14 protein-coding genes are annotated in these 16,349 nt (G+C 70.5%); 5 read left to right on the top strand and 9 right to left on the bottom strand.

Going from position 1 to position 16,349, the window contains the following annotated elements; all coding sequences use genetic code 11:
• Positions 1-201: 201 nt before the first annotated feature.
• Positions 202-660: a nuclear transport factor 2 family protein gene (locus R3I40_RS10710; RefSeq protein WP_183377050.1), complete on the top strand. Its 459-nt coding sequence runs from the start codon at positions 202-204 to the stop codon at positions 658-660.
• A 67-nt stretch (positions 661-727) separates the two neighbouring features.
• On the opposite strand, the gene R3I40_RS10705 is transcribed toward R3I40_RS10710, so the two are convergent.
• Genes R3I40_RS10705 through R3I40_RS10680 form a run of 6 tightly spaced genes read right to left on the bottom strand, consistent with a single transcriptional unit; the run spans position 728 to position 8,844 of the window.
• Complete coding sequence (locus R3I40_RS10705) at positions 728-1,123, bottom strand: VOC family protein (protein WP_183377051.1); 396 nt, start codon at positions 1,121-1,123, stop codon at positions 728-730.
• Complete coding sequence (locus R3I40_RS10700; protein WP_183377052.1) at positions 1,120-1,311, bottom strand: ribbon-helix-helix domain-containing protein; 192 nt, start codon at positions 1,309-1,311, stop codon at positions 1,120-1,122. Before R3I40_RS10700 ends, R3I40_RS10705 begins: the two co-directional genes overlap by 4 nt.
• A 54-nt stretch (positions 1,312-1,365) precedes the next feature.
• Complete coding sequence (locus R3I40_RS10695; protein WP_285261675.1) at positions 1,366-2,448, bottom strand: GNAT family N-acetyltransferase; 1,083 nt, start codon at positions 2,446-2,448, stop codon at positions 1,366-1,368.
• Positions 2,445-5,906, bottom strand: a complete 3,462-nt coding sequence (locus tag R3I40_RS10690; protein ID WP_285261676.1) for a UvrD-helicase domain-containing protein — start codon at positions 5,904-5,906, stop codon at positions 2,445-2,447. The genes R3I40_RS10695 and R3I40_RS10690 overlap by 4 nt, the downstream gene beginning before the upstream one ends.
• Positions 5,903-6,823 (bottom strand): PD-(D/E)XK nuclease family protein, encoded by a 921-nt coding sequence (locus tag R3I40_RS10685; RefSeq protein ID WP_317699987.1) that lies wholly within the window; start codon positions 6,821-6,823, stop codon positions 5,903-5,905. The genes R3I40_RS10690 and R3I40_RS10685 overlap by 4 nt, the downstream gene beginning before the upstream one ends.
• Entirely contained in the window at positions 6,817-8,844 is a 2,028-nt protein-coding gene (locus R3I40_RS10680; protein ID WP_317699986.1) for a hypothetical protein, read from the bottom strand. The genes R3I40_RS10685 and R3I40_RS10680 overlap by 7 nt, the downstream gene beginning before the upstream one ends.
• 135 nt (positions 8,845-8,979) lie before the next feature.
• On the opposite strand from R3I40_RS10680, the gene R3I40_RS10675 reads away from it, so the two are divergent.
• On the top strand, positions 8,980-9,270 hold the full coding sequence (locus R3I40_RS10675; protein ID WP_183377056.1) for a GNAT family N-acetyltransferase: 291 nt from the start codon (positions 8,980-8,982) through the stop codon (positions 9,268-9,270).
• 54 nt (positions 9,271-9,324) lie between these two features.
• Here the strand turns inward: R3I40_RS10675 and denD are convergent, their stop codons facing one another.
• Both denD and R3I40_RS10665 read right to left on the bottom strand, forming a co-directional pair.
• Positions 9,325-10,323: a D-erythronate dehydrogenase gene (gene denD, locus R3I40_RS10670; RefSeq protein ID WP_285261678.1), complete on the bottom strand. Its 999-nt coding sequence runs from the start codon at positions 10,321-10,323 to the stop codon at positions 9,325-9,327.
• Positions 10,324-10,422: 99 nt separating this feature from the next.
• The gene (locus R3I40_RS10665) at positions 10,423-11,127 is read right to left on the bottom strand and encodes a FadR/GntR family transcriptional regulator (RefSeq protein ID WP_183377058.1); all 705 of its coding nucleotides are present in this window, start codon (positions 11,125-11,127) and stop codon (positions 10,423-10,425) included.
• Between the two features lie 163 nt (positions 11,128-11,290).
• On the opposite strand from R3I40_RS10665, the gene R3I40_RS10660 reads away from it, so the two are divergent.
• The 3 genes from R3I40_RS10660 to R3I40_RS10650 are packed head-to-tail and all read left to right on the top strand — an operon-like array spanning position 11,291 to position 15,107.
• Entirely contained in the window at positions 11,291-12,682 is a 1,392-nt protein-coding gene (locus R3I40_RS10660) for a GntT/GntP/DsdX family permease (protein WP_285261679.1), read from the top strand.
• A 26-nt stretch (positions 12,683-12,708) separates the two neighbouring features.
• Positions 12,709-14,076 (top strand): four-carbon acid sugar kinase family protein, encoded by a 1,368-nt coding sequence (locus R3I40_RS10655; protein ID WP_285261680.1) that lies wholly within the window; start codon positions 12,709-12,711, stop codon positions 14,074-14,076.
• Positions 14,077-14,090: 14 nt separating this feature from the next.
• The gene (locus tag R3I40_RS10650; RefSeq protein WP_285261681.1) at positions 14,091-15,107 is read left to right on the top strand and encodes an NAD(P)-dependent oxidoreductase; all 1,017 of its coding nucleotides are present in this window, start codon (positions 14,091-14,093) and stop codon (positions 15,105-15,107) included.
• 12 nt (positions 15,108-15,119) lie between these two features.
• On the opposite strand, the gene R3I40_RS10645 is transcribed toward R3I40_RS10650, so the two are convergent.
• Positions 15,120-16,319 (bottom strand): glycerate kinase, encoded by a 1,200-nt coding sequence (locus R3I40_RS10645; protein WP_285261682.1) that lies wholly within the window; start codon positions 16,317-16,319, stop codon positions 15,120-15,122.
• Positions 16,320-16,349 lie beyond the last annotated feature (30 nt).

Raw genomic sequence — 16,349 nt, 5'->3', positions numbered from 1 at the left:
CATGCCCCTCCCCGGTCGAAATTGAGCAGAATGCCGCACGCACGAGGCGCGCCAGACGTGCGTCGTTCTGCTGAAGCTTCTTGCGCTGGGCGGGGAAGCAGGGGCGCCGGGCAGGTGGTGCCCAGGTGAACTCGGGACACTCGGGGTGACCCGCGGCGCAGGCCGCGGGCGACGCTCACGAATGTTCGAGGAGGAGCAGTCATGTCCGATCAGAAGCCGCCGCTGCCGCCGTTCACCGCCGAGACGGCCGCGAAGAAGGTCCAGGCCGCGGAGGATGCGTGGAACACGCGCGACCCGCACAAGGTCGCTCTCGCCTACACCCCGGATTCGCAGTGGCGGAACCGGGACGAGTTCATCACCGGACGCGAGGCCATCGTGGAGTTCCTGACCCGGAAGTGGGAGAAGGAGCAGGAGTACGCGCTGCGCAAGTCCCTGTGGGCATTCACGGAGAACCGCATCGCCGTCCGTTTCCAGTACGAGTGGCATGACGCGGACGGCCAGTGGTGGCGCTCCTACGGCAACGAGAACTGGCAGTTCAACGCCGACGGGTTCATGGAGCGCCGCGAAGCCAGCATCAACGACGTGCCGATCAGCGAGGACGAGCGCCGCATCGTCGGTCCGCGCGGGGACGGCGAGACGGGCGAGATCCCGCTGCAGTGAACGCAGGCCCGCCTGGGCTGCGACTTGGGCACTGCTGAGCCGAGGGGCCAGGCTTCGACAGCGGCGCCTACTGGCCGAGGGTGTACTGGCGGGACTGGAGTTCGTGGTCGGTGTCGTTGACCTGCACGGTGTACCCGTCGGGATCGACGGCGCGGAAGAACCGGCCGAAAGTTTCGTCAATGATGGGGCCGGGCTCATGCCCGGCGTCCTGCAGTGCCCGGTGCAGCGCTTCGAGCGATTCACCCTCGTCGGTGTCGAGGTGCAGGTCGACGGCATGGAGGTGGGCGTCACCGCGAGCCTCGTCGGCGTGATGGATGTTGAGCCGGCCGGGCTGGGGGCCGCCGAGCATGGGGCGCCACCCGTCGGATGCTTCGGCAGTGTATTCACGCAGGCCGAGCAGTGTGTAGAAGTCGGCGACTGCTGCGGGTGCCGCTGTGAATCGGATGGGGCTGAGGTGGGTCATGGTCGGCTCCTTGTGAGGTAGTCGCGCATCGCTTTTTCGACGAAGGACGACAGGGAGTTCTGGTCATCGATGGCGGCGAACTTGATCTCTTTGATCAGTGACGCCGGCAGGTAGACGTTGAACTGCTTCTTCGGGTCGTCCTTGCTGGGTGCTTCGGCCCCAGGCTGGTCCTTCTTCTGCGCCACCATGACTAGTATGCTAGCAATCTAGTGGACCGTGGGCAAGACCCGGATGGGCACGGGTCAGGTGAGCAGGGGCCGCGCCCAGGTGAGCCCGGCGGCCGACAGGTCCGCTGGCAGCGCGTCCGCGGGCAGTGGGCGGACCTGCGCGTTCGCGCCGGTTCCGGCGGGGATCGCGACGAGCGCGGTCCATTCGTCATCATGCGCGGGGTCAAGCCCCGGAACGTTTCCCATCAGCGCGATCTCGCCCCGCTGTGTGGCGTGGGAGTCGATCAGCAGGCGGTCCCCATCGGCCGAGCGCTCAACGACGGCGGCGATGCAGGCTGCTTTGTCGCGCCATGCCGCGGGTGAGTCGTACGGGTTGGACAGGAGCGTGACTTCTCTGCCGCCCTCTTCTGCCTCACCGGTGAGGTCGAGGTCGGGAACGGCGTTGCTGCCGGGCCAGACGAGCGCGGCGGCAACGACCCTGCCGTCCCGTTCGATCACGACGCTGCGGTCGCGGTCATACCCGGGCGCGTCCGGGTCGTGGTCTTCGGCGAACGCGTCGAGCATCGTGTCGATGGGGGCCGACGGGTTCCACGCGGCATGCTGGGCCGCGTAGTGCTCGGCTTCGAGCTGCGCGAGCGCCTGCGAATCCCCCGCAGTGGGGGCCCGGTGGGCAGCGATGTGTCGGGCAGCCCAGGCGCGCATCTCCGGGCCGACGACATACGCCCACGGCGGGCAGAGCTGGTACGCGAAACCCCTATGCCGTGCGCTGAGCGCGGTCATGGCGGGGGTGTCGCGGGTGAGCTTCACCGTCAGCGGGACCGTGGACACCGCGATCTGTGCGGCGAGCAGCTGATCCTCCAAATCAGTGCCGCGGTGCGCGTCATCGATCTCGAACACCAGGGTGCGAGTGCCGGGGTGGAACACGTTGTCGATCCCGCGACAATGTCCGACCACGTGTCCGTCGGCGAGGGCAGCGAAGGAGCGGCGGTTGTCGCCGCCCCGCCACCGATCCGGCTGCATGTCCGGAAACGCGTCGGCAACGACGTGCACATCCGCGTCCGTCGCCGGACGGACAGTGGCGCCGGTCGGGAGGCCCGGTTCATTGATAGGAGGCGTCACCGAGGGCGCCGCGCCTCCGGAGTCGTTCATCTGGCTCACCGCACTATCACCTCGGCGACGGTTCCGCTGAGCGGCAGGTGGATCAGGAGCCGCGACGGCCGCACCCCCGTGGTCTCCTCCAGCGCACGGGCGTAGGTCGCCATCTGCCCGAGGTGACTCTCCCGGATGTGCTGGATGATCGCCGACGGCTCTTCGTTCGGGAACGTCTTGTGGTCCACCACGATCGTGCGGCCGTCGGGGAGGGTGAGCAGGGCATCCATCCAGCCCTCCATCTCCTGCTGCTCGGCGCTCCACCACGCGAGCGGCTGCTCCGTCGCCGTGTGGGCGCCGGGAAATTCACGATCGCACCAGTCCGCCCATCGCTGACCCGCAGACATCAAGTGGTGCGGGGTCACTTTCGCGGCAGCGCGCGGATGCGCGGACAGCCACCGGTGGTGGACCCGCTCCGCGAGCGCCACCCGCTGCCCCTGCTCGAGCTGCGCGTACGGCGCGGCGAGGTACGCGTGGACCGCTTCGCCGACGAGCTCCCACCGCTCATCACCCGAGGAGATGAGGGCGTCGCCGAGGCTCGCCACGATGCGGACATCGGCGTCGACGCCGTCCGAGGGGACGCTGCTGGCGGTGATCCGGGCCGGCAGGGGCGCCGGGGCGGGACCGAGGCGTTCCGGGAGGTCGGCTGCGGCGATCGCGGACCGCGCCGCGCCTCCCCCACCGACGCGGGCCGTGGAGTCCGTGAACACGCGATGCTCCACCACTGCACTCCCTGACCGGGGCTCCCCGTCGGGACCAGTCGGCCCCTGAACGGTGAGCCGCCGCGGTGCCGGTGTCTTCCGCTCCCCTGCCTCGTCCCCGGTGAGGGTGACGTCGACGGCGTCGTCGAGGGAGCCCAGCACTGTTTTCGTCAGGTCGTCACTGGCGGCAGTGAGGACGGTGATGAACTTCGAGCGGGTCAGTGACACGTACTGCACGCGCTTCGCCTCTTCCCGTGCCGCCGCCGCGGCACGCTTCCCGGCTTCGCTCGCGGCGATGACGTCCTCCAGCAGCCCAAGACCGGGAACCTCCGGCAGGTACTGGAGGCGTCGACCCTCCAGGGGATGGTGAGCGTCGAACTCGGACGGGCCGCGCGGGATCACGGTGATCGCATCGCGGCGGTGGTCCTTCTGATCCGGCAGGACCGACACCACCACCTTCCAGCCGAGGCCCTTCGCCTGGTGGACGGTGGTGACGAGGACGGCGTCCGCATCGGAGGTGGGTTCGATGTTGTCCGCTTCGGCGTCGATGTGGGCGATGAGCCCGGTGATGCTGAGCGGCGCGTTCTCCGCTTCCTGTCGTTCCTCGTAGTCGGCGGCGAGGCGGCGGAACACGTCGAGGGTCTCCAGGCGGACGTCTGGGGAGGTCCACGATTTGATGCGCTGCGGCAGGTCGAGCGCGTCGATCAGAGCGAGGATGAGCTCGTGCGGGGTGAGGCCGGACGCTGCGGTGCGCAGCCGCCCCAGCGCGGCGAGGGTCGGGTCGTCCTGCATGCGGCGGAACACCTCACGGCGGGCACGACGATCACCCGCCCCGGGCCGATCCTCCGGGCCGTCCTCCCCGCGGGCGGTACCGAGGTCCGTGAACCAGGTGGTGTGCGCGGCATGGTCCGGCAGCAGGGTCACCAGTTCGATGAGGGCGAGGGTGTCCTCCGCGTCCAGCAGCGACGCGAGACCGGCCCGCAGCACCTGCCCTTCGCGGGTGCTGAGCACGCTCTGGGCGGATCCGGTCGCGGGGACGCCCCGCTGCTCCAGCGCCGCCACCAGCTCGGGGATCTGCGCGTTCGCGCGCACCAGCACCGCCACGTTCCGCGGCCGCACGGCCTCACCATCGATCTCGGGGGTGCGCTCCAGCAGGTCCGCGACACCATTCGCGATGCCGGCGGTGACGACCGCGTTCGACATCCGCGATGCCTCTTCCTTCTCGAACGTCCAGAACTCGGCCCCGCCGAGGTGCTGGATGTTCTGGCGGGAGTCGGGCACGTCGAGGGTGACGTCAGCCTGCGGCTGGTCGTGGAACAGGGCGGAGAACAGGGCGTTGGAGACGCTGAGCGGGCCGAGCGTGGAACGGTAGGAGTAGCGCAGCGGCTTGGCCGCGCCGATCACGCCGGCGTCCACGGCCGCTTCCATCAGGTCGGGGGCGGCGCCGCGGAACCCGTAGATGGACTGTTTGCGGTCACCGACCCACAGCACGTGGTCCACGAGCTCCCCGAGGGCGAGGAACAGGGCGAGCTGGATGGGGGACGTGTCCTGGAATTCGTCCACGGCGAGCATCTGGAACCGTGCGGCGAGGGAGTCGCGGACTCGCCGGTTGTCGGTGATGAGCTCGAGGGCGAGGACTTCCTGGTCCACGTAGTCCATGACGCCGAGGGCGCGCTTGTGCTCCCGGTAGGCGTCGAGGGAGTCCGCGGCGGTGTGGAACACGAGGTCCACGAGGGCGCGCAGGTCGTCGCGCAGCGCCGGGTTGGAGAAGAGGCCCCCGTCGGCCGCCTGCGTGGATGGGCCGTCCTCGATGTCCTCGAATGTGACCGGGGTGATCAGTGCCGTGAGCGGTTCGAACGCGGCGACGATGCGGGTGCCGGGTGCTTTCCCACCCGCGGCTGCGGGCACTTTCCCGGTGGCGGCCTTCGCCCATGCCGCCCACGGCACGGCGTCGAGGTCGCGGCCGTCCTTCAGGGTGCGGCGGCGGTACGCCTCCAGGCTCGGCACGGAGCCGACGACGTTGGCAACGGAGCGGGAGTTGAGCTTCGCGCCGTCGGATGGCCAGTGGCTGGGCGGCCCGTCGGGGTCCTCGCAGGCGGCGGCGTCGGCGCGGACGGTGTCGAGGCAGGTGTCGAACATGCGCATCCACTCGGCGCGGGCGTCCTCGTCGGCAACGGGGGCGATGCGGTTGAGCTGCGCTTCGAGTTCAGCCCAGGAGGCGTCGGCCGCGTTTCGAACCTGCTCGGCCGTGAGGTTGTTGGCGCGGGCCCTGTCCGCCACCTGTTTGACGAGCGCTGCCCACGCGATCTCGGTCTGCATGTAGGCGGGGCGGTCGTCGGCGGGGTCGCCGTTGTGGCGCAGGCGGCGCAGCATCGGCATGTGCCGGCCCTCCGCTTCGGCGATGCGGGTGTCGATCGCGGCTTGGAATGCGGCATCGCTGGCGTGCTCGTCGAGGATCCGCAGCTCGGGTGAGAGGCCCGTGTCGATGGCGTAGTCCGTGACGATGCGGCCGGCGACCGAGTTGACGGTGCCGATGAGGGCGGTGGAGATCTCACCGGCCTCATCGACCATGCCGCGGTCGAGCAGTTTCTGCTGGAGCCGTTCGGTGATCTCAGCGGCGGCGCGTTTGGTGAACGTGGTGGCGATGATGCCGGACGGGCTGACCGCCTCACTGCCGTCCTCGGGGGCGAGGCGCGCGGCGATGCGTTCGGTAAGGGTGTAGGTCTTGCCGGAGCCGGCGGACGCGGTGATGAGTGTGCGGTTCATGTGAAGTCCCCCGTCAGGCCGGTGATCAGCGTGAAGTCGTTGAAGTCGAAGCGGTGGTCGTGGAACAGGCGACCGTCCTCGGCCGCAGCGGCGTCCCGCAGGCCGACGGCATCAGCATGCTCCTTGCGGGTCCTCGAGCTGGAGTCGCCGATGCGTCCGGTGGCGATGGCGAGGTCGGCGGCGTCGGACCCGATGTCACCAGCAGCGATGCGGGACAGTTCGAGGTCGAGGGTGGCGCGCATCTTCGCGAACAGTTCCGGGTGGGTATCGGGCCCGGCCGGTAGGTCGCCGATACGGGGGTCGTCGCTGATGAACTCACCGGGTTCGAGCAGGAAGTACCCAGCGGTGCCGTACCCGTCGGCCGGTGAGCAGCCCTCTTCGCGGGAGAGGGCGTGCAGGTAGGTGGCGAGCTGCAGCGCGCGGGAGGTGGTGACGAGGTCGCGGTAGTAGCGGACGGCACGGGTCCATTTCAGGTCGATGACGACGGGGTCGCCGCCCCGGTCGCGCGCGCTGAGGTCGATGGAGCCGATCAGCTCCGAGGTGCGGTGCTCTGCGGTTTCGCCCGGCCGGGTGATGGCGAGGTCGAGGGGAACATGGAACGGTTCTTCGACGCCGCGGATCGCAATGTCCTGCTCGGCGAGGGTGCCGAACAGAGTGCTCAGCGCGTCGACGGTGCTGCGGCGTACGGACTCGCGTTCGGCGCGGGCTCCGGGGAGGGTGAGCGGGCTGGCGAAGCGGGGCGCGAGCTCATCGAACACGGCGGTGATGGTGTCCTCGGTGGGCACCTGCTGGGGGCCGACGGATCCGCGCTTCACCAGGGTCTCCACGACCGCGTGGATGAAGGAGCCGATCATGCGGCTGCCGGCGGGCACTTCGGCGATGTGGCCGCGGCGGATGCCGTACCCGTATTTCAGCACCCAGGTGAGGTTGTCGGACAGCAGGGTGTCGATCTGGGTGAAGGAGAGCCGACGCGGCAGCAGGTGCTCCCCTCCCCGGGGAGGGTGCGCTCGAGCGTGGTGGGCGGCGTCGGGATCTGCAGCTCGGGCAGGGTGGCGCGGCCGGTGTCGAGGAGGGCGCGGGCCTGGTCCGCGGCGGTGGTGCGGATGTTGGGATGGGTGAGGACCTTGTCGACGTCGCGCCCGTGGAGTTCGCGGTCGTGGGCGGCGATGTCGAGCGCGAGGTGAGACAGCAACGGGTGGATCGCGATGGCCTCCCCGGCGCGGCGCTTCGGGATCACCACGGTGATCTGCTCGTAGGCGCGCAGGGCGGTGAGACGGCCCGCCACCTGGAGCGCGGCGACCTGTTCCACGGGGGTGATGCGGGCGCCGGCGCGGGTGAGTTCGGCGGCTTCGGCCGGGTCCCAGATGGTGGGGGTGGGCCGGGTGTCGTCGATCCCGGACCACCAGATGAGGTGGGTGCCGGGTGCGGGGTCGAGGTGCGCCGGGTCGGTGAGGACGGTCCAGGCGGATGCGGTGCGGGTGGTGAGGCTGGACCGGGTGCTGGGGGCCGACGCGGCCACGATGTCCGCGAGTTCCCTCTCCATGATGGGGCGCCTGCCGCCGGTCGGGTCGCTCGTGGTGTCATCCAGCAGGCGGGTGAACAGGTCGAGGTGGCCGCGGATCTGCTGCGCGGCCTCCCGTGCGCCGTCGCTGCGGCCGAGCGCGGTGAGGCGGTCGTTCAGCCAGGTGAGGCGGGCGGTCAGCAGGTCCGTGTTGACGGTGCCGCCTCCGCCGTACGCCTCCTCGTCCGGTTGGAGCAGCGCGGTGAGGTCCCGCGCGATCTGCGCGTGCGTCGGTTCCAGGCCCGCGATGGCGCGGTCCCACGCGGTCATGTCGTCGGCGTCAGCGGCGTCATCGCCGGCCCCAGGGGCTGAGGCTCCCGCGGACCCCGCGGCAGCAGCGGGCTGCACACCGGGCTCCTTTTCGAGCGCCCCCAGCAGCGCCCGACGCACCGGTGCCGGCAGAATCCCCACCCGCATCAGGGCGCCGTCCTCATCCGTGCAGGTGATGGTGAAGTCGAGGAACGCCGCGAGGTCGTACACGTCCAGCTGCGGCCGGATGATCGACAGGAACAGCGGCAGCAGCTGCCCCGTGAGCCGGCTGCGGGACGCATCCGCCGCGCCGAGGGTCGGCAGGCCCCGTCGGCCCAGTTCGTGATCGAGGAGGATCGTGGGTGCCCCCACCAGCACCGCCGCGGCCGACGGGCCCTCCCCGTCCGACGCTTCAGCGACATCCGCCAAGACCCGCGCGCAGGCCTCCGCCGCGCTGAACTCCTCCGGCGCCTCGATGATCCGCAGGCGCGGGACCGTGCCGGTGGCGGCGCCCGTCGGCCCATTCCCCTCGGTCTCCACCTCGGCATCCACCACCTCGACTCCCAGCGCTGTGAGCTGCGCGAACACCTCCGGGAACAGGCCTGGCAGCTCCGCCACCGGCTCCTGCACGCGAATCACGTCGATCCCCAGCGGCCACGCCGCAGCCGACGCCGACAGGTCCGTCAGGTGAGAGAGCACATCCCGCAGATCATCCGCGGCACCCGGCACGAGCGTGGTCCCTTCCGCACCGTCCGGACCCACCTGAATCTGCGTTTCGATCGCCGCCAGCGCATCCAGGCGCGGCAGCACCGACGGGTCCTGGGGACGAGAAGCGTCCCACCCCGCCTCGATCGCGGCATCCCGCAGCGCCAGCACATGCGCCGCCGTGTTCCACGGATCCACCGCGAACGACTCACGGAACCAGTGATGGTCCGCGACCTGCATCGCCGACCGGTACTGCGCGACCCGCACCGACGGCGCCACCGGTGGATGCGCGAGACCCAACCGCACCTGCAGCAGCTCGATCAGACCGCGTGGGCCCAGCGTCAGATCCGCACGCGCACCCTCCGCCGCAATCCGCGGCGCCCACGGCGCACCATCGAGCGTCCACCCGAACCTGACCTGCATGTTCATCCCCTTCTTCTCCGCCGGGAGCCCGGCCGGCGCGACCGGCGAGGACCCTGGCTGGGCGTGATGCATCCAGCCTAGAAGAGGGGTGCGACATTTAAAGTGGGACCTGCCCAGCGACCTCCAGGAGGACCCATGGCCGCCCCGATCGTCACCGACAACCAGCAGCGCTCACGCTTCGAAGCGCACCTCGACGACCGCCTCGCCGGGTTCGCCGACTACCGCCTCTCCCCCGGCGGCATCGTCACCATCCCCCATACCGAGGTGGACCCCGAATTCGAGGGGCAGGGCGTGGGATCCGCTCTCGTCCGCGCCGCGCTCGACGCGATCCGCGCCGACGGACACCGCGTCAACCCCGCCTGCCCGTTCGTGGCCGGGTGGATCGACCGGCACCCCGAGTACCAGGACCTCCTCGCCGACGGGTGACGGCGGGCGAGGCGCGGCTCAGCGCGCGGACACGGAGTCGAAGCGCCGGCGCTCTCAGGCGCAGAAGTCGTCGCGGTACTGCCGCACCATGTCCTCGACGGACTCGTCGGCCTCGAAGCCGAGCCCGCGCAGGCGCTCCACATCGAACGCCCCGGGCCAGCTGGTGACGATCGCGGCGACCGCCGCATCCGGTTCGTCGCGCACAAGGGCGCGGGCCTCTGGACCGGCGACCGCTTCGAGCGCGGTGAGCATCTCGGCGACCGTGACGGTGATGCCCGGCAGGTTCATCACGCGCCATGGCCCCTTCGCGGATTCATCGAGAACGGCCCCGTCGATGGCGATGGCCCGCACGAGGTTGCGCACCACAACACGCGGGGAGGACAGCCACAGGCGCGTGTCCTGCGGGACCGGCAGGGGCGCGACTTCGCCGTTCAGCGGTTCGCGGATGATGCCGCTGGCGAACGAGGACGCGGCCGAGTTCGGCCGGCCGGGGCGCACAGAGATGGTGGGGAGGCGGCAGATGCGCGCATCCACGAACCCCTTGCGCCCGTACTCGTTGACCAGCAGTTCGCCGATCGCCTTGTGCGCGCCGTAGGTGGATTCGGGCTGGGCGGCCCAGTGCTCCGGCACTGTGCCGGGCACGTCTCCGCCGAACACGGCGAGGGAACTGGTGAACACGAACCGCGCAGCGGCACCGGTCTCGGCGCTCTGACGGCGAGCGGCGTCGAGGAGAGCACGAGTGCCGTCGATGTTGACGCGGTCCGCGAGGTCGAAGTCCTGCTCGGAACCGCCGGAGAGGACCGCCGCGAGGTGGACGATGACGTCGGCCCCGCCGGTGAGGGCGTCAGCGAGGTCGCCCGGGTCGTTGAGGTCGCCGACGACAGAGCGCACCCGCGCATCATCCACTCGGCTCGGCGCCATGTCGAGGCTGGTGATGGCGGTGACGCCGCCGCGGCCGCCCACGTCCAGCCGCCCGGCATCGGTCTGGTCGAGCAGCTCCTGGGTGAGCATCGTGCCGAGGAATCCGGCTCCGCCGGTGATGAGAACGTGCATGAGTCTCCTTCGAATAGTCGCGTACAAGGGGGGGGGGTGAGCTGGCGGCGCGGGGCCGGAACGAGGGACAGCGAGAGCCGGGGCCGACGGGATCCCGCGTCAACTGAGACTGAGCCCGTGGCTCGCCTCCATCGTCTGGTCCATGTGGGCGGCCATGGCGTCCGCCGCTGCGCCGGGGTCGCGGTCGGTGAGCGCCGCGAGGATCTGTCGATGGTGGTGCAGAGCGTCGGTGCGGACCTCCGCGCTCCGGGAGGTCTGCTCGCGCACTGCGAAGAGCATGTCGGCCAGTGGGCGCATGCCGGTGGCGAGGAAGCGGTTCCTGGCCGCGTCCACGATCACCTGGTGGAAGACCAGATCAGCGGCCACGTTGGCGGCGATGTCGGCTTCATCGAGTGAGTCGCGGGTCGACTCCATGATGTCCACCTGCTGCTGCATCTGCTCGAGCTGTTCATCGGTGATGCGAGTGGCGGCGAGGCGGCAGATCTCCACTTCGAGGACCTGCCTGGCTTCCAGCAGTTCATCGACCAGCCGCTGCGAGCCGCCCTCGAGCGCGGCGACCGTGGTCGCGAGTTCGCGTGAGCGGACCGACCAGTGAATGGTGGGGGCGATGCGGTGGCGGCGTCCCTGTTTGGCGGCGATGACTCCGTCGGCGATGAGCTCCCTCATGGCTTCACGGACCGAGAGGCGGGACATGCCGAGCTCGGCGGCGATGTCGCTCTCCGGGGGCAGTTCGGCTTTGATCGGGTAGGTGCCGTCGGCGATGCGTTGGAGGATGCCGCGCAGCGCGCGGTCGGCGGTCTTCATCGACGTCTCCACTTTCTGGCTGCTCTGCTGGATCAACCGGGACGTTGACAGACTACCCTCCGCGCCCTAAGTTGTCAGATATCTGATAGGCGCGGGGGTCTTCTCCCCCGCACACATCCCGATCGCCAGCACCGCGATCCCTATGGAATCAACGAGGATTTCTATGTCACCCACAGTGCTCGTGCTGCTCGGACTCGCGTCCGTGCTCGCCATCCTGGTCCTGATCATCAAGGCCCGCACCCATCCCTTCCTGGCGCTTCTCCTGGTCTCGGTCGCCCTGGCGCTGGTGGCGGGCATCCCCCTTCGCGAGGTCGTGCCCCTCCTCAAGGACGGCATGGGAGGCACCCTCGGGGGCGTGGCCCTGATCGTCACCCTCGGCGCCATGCTCGGCGCGATCGTCGACATCTCCGGCGGCGCCCGCGTCCTCGCAGCTGCCCTCGAACGAGCAGTCGGCGAGAAGCGCGCACCACTCGCCCTCGGTGCCGCATCCTTCCTGTTCGGCATCCCCGTGTTCGTGGATGTCGCCACCATCGTGCTCGTCCCGATCGTGCTGGCCGTCGCCCGCCGCATGAGCGGCCGCGTGAACATGCTGGCCTACGCCCTGCCGACGGTTGCCGCACTCCTGACGGTCCACGTCGTTCTGCCGCCGCACCCCGGCATCGTCGGCGGCGCCGAGGTCATGAAGGCCGACGTCGGCCTCGTCCTGGTCATCGGTCTGATCCCCTCGATCGTCATGTGGCTGGTCGGCCAGTGGCTCTCCTCCGTGATCGCCAAGCGCGTGTTCTCCCCGGTTCCTGAGCTGCACGCCGAGCTGTCCGGCGCCGCTGCCGATGACACCGACGGCACCGACGGCGCATCCGCCCGTGCCGCTGACCCGTCGGTCGGCATGGTCCTCGCGGCCATCCTGCTGCCGCTCGCGCTCATCATGGCCGGCACCGTCTCCGCTCTGTTCATGGACGAGGGTGACCCGATCGCGGACCTCCTCGCCTTCATCGGCAACTCCCCGATCGCCCTGCTGATCGGAGTGCTGTTCGCGTCCATCACCCTCGGCTTCGCCCGCGGCTGGTCCGTGTCCCGCCTCGAAGAGGTCCTCGCCGCGGCCCTGCCCGCTACCGCAGCGGTCATCCTCATCACCGGCGCCGGCGGCACCTTCGGCGCGGTCCTCACCGCGACCGGTGTGGCCGACGCCGTCGCCGACCTGCTCACCTCCACCGGCCTGCCGATCCTCGTGCTGGCGTGGCTGCTCGCAGCGATGATCCGTGCCGCGCAGGGCTCCGCGACCGTCGCCACCCTGACCACGGCGCCGCTGATCCTGCCGATGACCGCCAGCATGGGGCTTTCGGCCCCGCAGATCGCCCTGGTCACCGTCACAATCGGCATCGGTTCGATGGCGTTCAGCCATGTCAACGACTCCCTGTTCTGGGTGTGGAGCCGCTACTTCGGCGTCTCGACCTCCACCGCTCTGAAGTCCTACACCGTCACCGTGACCCTGATGTCCCTCGCCGGCTTCGCTGTCGCCCTGGTCCTCTGGGCGCTGCTGGCCGTCGTCGGCTGACCCCACCCCTGCGTAAGGAGACTGCATTGTCTGCATCGCTGCCTGTTCAGCCCCGCCTGCTCGTGTTGGATGATGACCCGACGGGGTCGCAGTGCGTGGCGGGTGTCTCGGCCGCGTTCAACCTCGATCCGGCGATCCCCGCAGATCTGCTGGCCGACGGGTCCGGCACGTGCTTCGTGCTCACCAATTCCCGTGCCCTCGATGAAGGGGACGCCGTCGCGCTGAACCACCGCATCGTGGGCGGCGTGCTGGACCGCCTGGAGGACCCGTCGGGCCTGCATGTCATCTCCCGTTCGGATTCGACGCTGCGGGGGCACGTGATCGCGGAGCCGGAGGCGATCGCCGATGCCCTTGCCGAGAAGGGCATCGAGGTGGACGCGTTCCTGTTCTGCCCCGCGATGATCGAGGCGGGCCGGTTCACCGAGGGCGATGTCCACTTCGCCGTGGTCGATGGCGAGGCGCGCCGCGTGGAGGACACGGACTTCGCCCGTGACGCCACGTTCGGGTATTCGAACTCGGACCTTCGGGCGTTCCTGCAGGAGCGCTCCGGCGGCGCAGTGAACGCCGAGGACGTCCTCTCCATCTCGCTGGACGACATCCGCGAGGGCGGGGTCGAGAAGGTGGTGGAGATCCTCGCTGGGGCGCGCTCGCGCACCTGGGTGGTGGTCAACGCGACCGAGTACAGCGACATGGATGTGGTGGCGGAGGCCGTTCGGCGCCTGCAGGCCGACGGGCGCGTGTTCGTCACTCGCTGCGGCCCGTCGTTCGTGCGGCCGCTGGCCGGCCAGTCGAGTGCTGTGGTGCTCGGCGAAGCCGATCTGCCGGTGGCGTCCGGTCGAGGTGAGCACGGCCTGGTCGTGGTCGGGTCCCATGTGGGGCTGACGACTCAGCAGCTGGAAGTGGTGCAGCAGCGCGGCGCCCTCACCGAGTTCGAACTGGATGTGGAGGCGCTGCTGGATCCTGAGCGCCGCGACCGGCACCTGGAGGAGACGATCGCCGCGATCCGCTCCGGGCTGGACGGCTCCGACTGCGTGGTCTACACCAGCCGCACCCTGGTCTCCACCGATTCGAAGGAGGAGTCCCTGGCGATCGCGCGGAGCGTCTCCGACGCCGTGGTCGCTGTTGTGCAGGGCGTACGGCCGGCCCGCCCCGCGTGGGTCGTCGCCAAGGGCGGCATCACTTCCCATGAGGTGGCGGCATCCGGACTCGGCATCCGTCGGGCCACCGTGGCCGGTCAGTTCTTCCCCGGCCAGATCAGCCTCTTCACCGCTGAGGACGCACCCGAGGACGTGCTCGGCGTCCCCTATGTGGTGTTCCCCGGCAATGTCGGCGGCCGGGAGGCCCTCGCCGACGTCATCGACCGTCTCCGCGCAGCCGTCGCTGCCGCCGCATGACCGAAAGGACCGTCATGTCTTCCGATTTCACTACCTCGCCCTCCCACCCCACCGATCAGACTGCTGATGCCACGGTGCCCGCTTCCGATGCTGCGCCCGTCGCCGCTCCCACTGGTGGTGACGCACTGAACGTCGGTTGGATCGGCCTCGGCGCCATGGGCGGCCCGATGGCCCGCGTCACCGCGAAGGCCGGCCACCGCGTCACAGCCTTCGACATGAACCCGGCATCCCTGGAGGCCGTCGCCCCGGATGTCGCCGCGGCCCCGTCGGCCCGCGACGCCGCTGCCGGCGCCGACGCCGTGGTCATCATGGTGGCGACCGGGCCGCAGCTGATGAGCGTGCTGTTCGGCGAGACCGGCATCGCCGAGGTGCTCACCCGGGACACGGTGGTGATGGTGATGGCGACCGTCGGCCCCGCCGCGATCGAGGAGGCCGCTGCGAAGCTCGCTCCCCACACAGCGCGTTTCGTGGATGCGCCCGTCTCCGGCGGTGTGGCCCGCGCGGGCCTGGGTGACCTGCTGGTCATGGTGTCGGGGGCCGACGGGGACGTCGCTGCAGCCCGGCCCCTGCTGGACGCCATGGCGTCGAACGCGCCCGTGGTGGGTTCGAAGGTCGGCGACGGGCAGCGCTTCAAGGTGGTCAACCAGCTGCTGTGCGGCGTGCACATCGCCGCCGCCGGTGAGGCGCTCGCGCTCGCTGATTCGATGGGACTGGATGTGGCGCAGGTGCATGAGGTGCTCGGTGCTGGTGCCGCCCAGTCGTTCATGTTCGGTGACCGCGGCTCCCGCATGGTCGCCGGCGCGTTCGATGATGTCCGCAGTGCGCTCGACATCTTCGTGAAGGACATGGGGCTGGTGAATGAGGCCGCTGGTCTCGTGGGCCAGGAGGCCCCGCTCGCGGGCGCGGCGCAGGCTCTCTATCAGCGGGGACATGACGAGGGCATGGGCCGGCTCGATGACTCTGTGGTGTTCCGCCTCCTCGGCGGAGGTACGCGCGGCACTCGCGGCGACGGGGCCTCGCCCAGCGCCTGACCCCCCGGGGGCTCAGCGCGCGGTCACGAGCCGCATCACCATCGCGGCGGCGCGCTCCAGGTTGGCCTCGCCGTCCGCGAGCGCGGCCTCAAGATCGGTGACGCCCTGGACGATCGGCACGAGCGCGGTGACGCCGTGGTCGTGGAGCACGTCGGCATCGGCCTGAACGCGACCCGCGAGGACCACGCACGGCACGCCGTGGCGCTGCGCGGCCGCGGCGACGCCCGCGGGGGTCTTCCCTGCGAGGGTCTGCGCGTCCACGCTGCCTTCACCGGTGATGACGAGGTCGGCGCCGGCCACCTGCTCATCGAGGCCGACGGTGTCCGCGACCAGCTCGATCCCGGGCGTCATCTCGGCGCCGAGCACGGCGCGCAGGGCCCAGCCGAGTCCGCCGGCGGCGCCGGCTCCCGGTTCGTCCGCGGAGGCGGGGTCGATGGTGCGGCCTTCGCTGCCGGGCAGCTCGACCCCGGCCGCAGCGCGGACCACGGCCGCGAGCGCCGCGTCGAGCTCCCGCACGGCCTGCTCGTCCGCGCCCTTCTGCGGTCCGAAGATCGCGCTGGCGCCGTTCGCGCCGAGCAGGGGGTTGGCCACATCGCACGCCGCGTGAATGCTGACTCTGCGCAGCACTGGGTCGAGCCCGGTCGCGTCCACCCGCACCACCCGGCCGAGGTCCTCAGGCACGGGGTCCACGTCGGCGCCGGTGTCGTCGAGCAGCCGAAGGCCCAGGTCAACGAGCATGCCCATGCCGGCGTCGTTCGTGGCGGAGCCGCCAAGCCCGACGATGATCCGGCCGCCGGGCTGCACCCGTCGGGCGGCTTCGCGCAGCAGGGCGCCGAGCCCGCGGGTGGTGGCACGGCGGGGATTGCGCTCGCCCGCGGTGAGGAGGTCGAGGCCAACGGCGCTGGCGATGTCGAGGACCGCGGTCGCGGAGGTCCCGTCGGCACTGGTCCCGCCCACGCTGGGGCGGGCGGGCGCGACGGCGATGCGGGCGGTGATGGGGCGGCCGAGGGGGTCGGTCGTCGGGACGTCGATGAGGTCGGCGCCGAGGCCGGCGGCGATCGCGTCGGTGAAGCCTTCGCCGCCGTCGGACATGGGGACTTCTCGGCAGTCGGCGCCGGGCGCCACGGTGCGGACGCCGTGGGCGATCGCGGCGGCGGCCCGCTCAGCGGTGACGGATTCCTTGAACGAGTCGGGGGCGATGACGATGCGCATGCCCCGATTCTTCCAGGTCTCGGCGCCAGC

The sequence above is a fragment of the Helcobacillus massiliensis genome (genome assembly GCF_033106145.1).
Taxonomy (GTDB): Bacteria; Actinomycetota; Actinomycetes; order Actinomycetales; family Dermabacteraceae; genus Helcobacillus; species Helcobacillus massiliensis.
The sequence above is the reverse complement of the archived record's forward strand: the minus strand, read 5'-3'. Positions and strand labels throughout refer to the sequence as shown.

What these genes read in the sequence shown, in the direction of transcription:
- denD (WP_285261678.1), bottom strand. Translation starts at nt 10,323, where the DNA reads ATGCACGTTCTCATCACCGGCGGAGCCGGATTCCTCGGCACGATGCTC.
- R3I40_RS10650 (WP_285261681.1), top strand. Translation starts at nt 14,091, where the DNA reads ATGTCTTCCGATTTCACTACCTCGCCCTCCCACCCCACCGATCAGACT.
- R3I40_RS10660 (WP_285261679.1), top strand. Translation starts at nt 11,291, where the DNA reads ATGTCACCCACAGTGCTCGTGCTGCTCGGACTCGCGTCCGTGCTCGCC.
- R3I40_RS10710 (WP_183377050.1), top strand. Translation starts at nt 202, where the DNA reads ATGTCCGATCAGAAGCCGCCGCTGCCGCCGTTCACCGCCGAGACGGCC.
- R3I40_RS10675 (WP_183377056.1), top strand. Translation starts at nt 8,980, where the DNA reads ATGGCCGCCCCGATCGTCACCGACAACCAGCAGCGCTCACGCTTCGAA.
- R3I40_RS10705 (WP_183377051.1), bottom strand. Translation starts at nt 1,123, where the DNA reads ATGACCCACCTCAGCCCCATCCGATTCACAGCGGCACCCGCAGCAGTC.
- R3I40_RS10690 (WP_285261676.1), bottom strand. Translation starts at nt 5,906, where the DNA reads ATGAACCGCACACTCATCACCGCGTCCGCCGGCTCCGGCAAGACCTAC.
- R3I40_RS10665 (WP_183377058.1), bottom strand. Translation starts at nt 11,127, where the DNA reads ATGAAGACCGCCGACCGCGCGCTGCGCGGCATCCTCCAACGCATCGCC.
- R3I40_RS10700 (WP_183377052.1), bottom strand. Translation starts at nt 1,311, where the DNA reads ATGGTGGCGCAGAAGAAGGACCAGCCTGGGGCCGAAGCACCCAGCAAG.
- R3I40_RS10645 (WP_285261682.1), bottom strand. Translation starts at nt 16,319, where the DNA reads ATGCGCATCGTCATCGCCCCCGACTCGTTCAAGGAATCCGTCACCGCT.
- R3I40_RS10680 (WP_317699986.1), bottom strand. Translation starts at nt 8,844, where the DNA reads ATGCAGGTCAGGTTCGGGTGGACGCTCGATGGTGCGCCGTGGGCGCCG.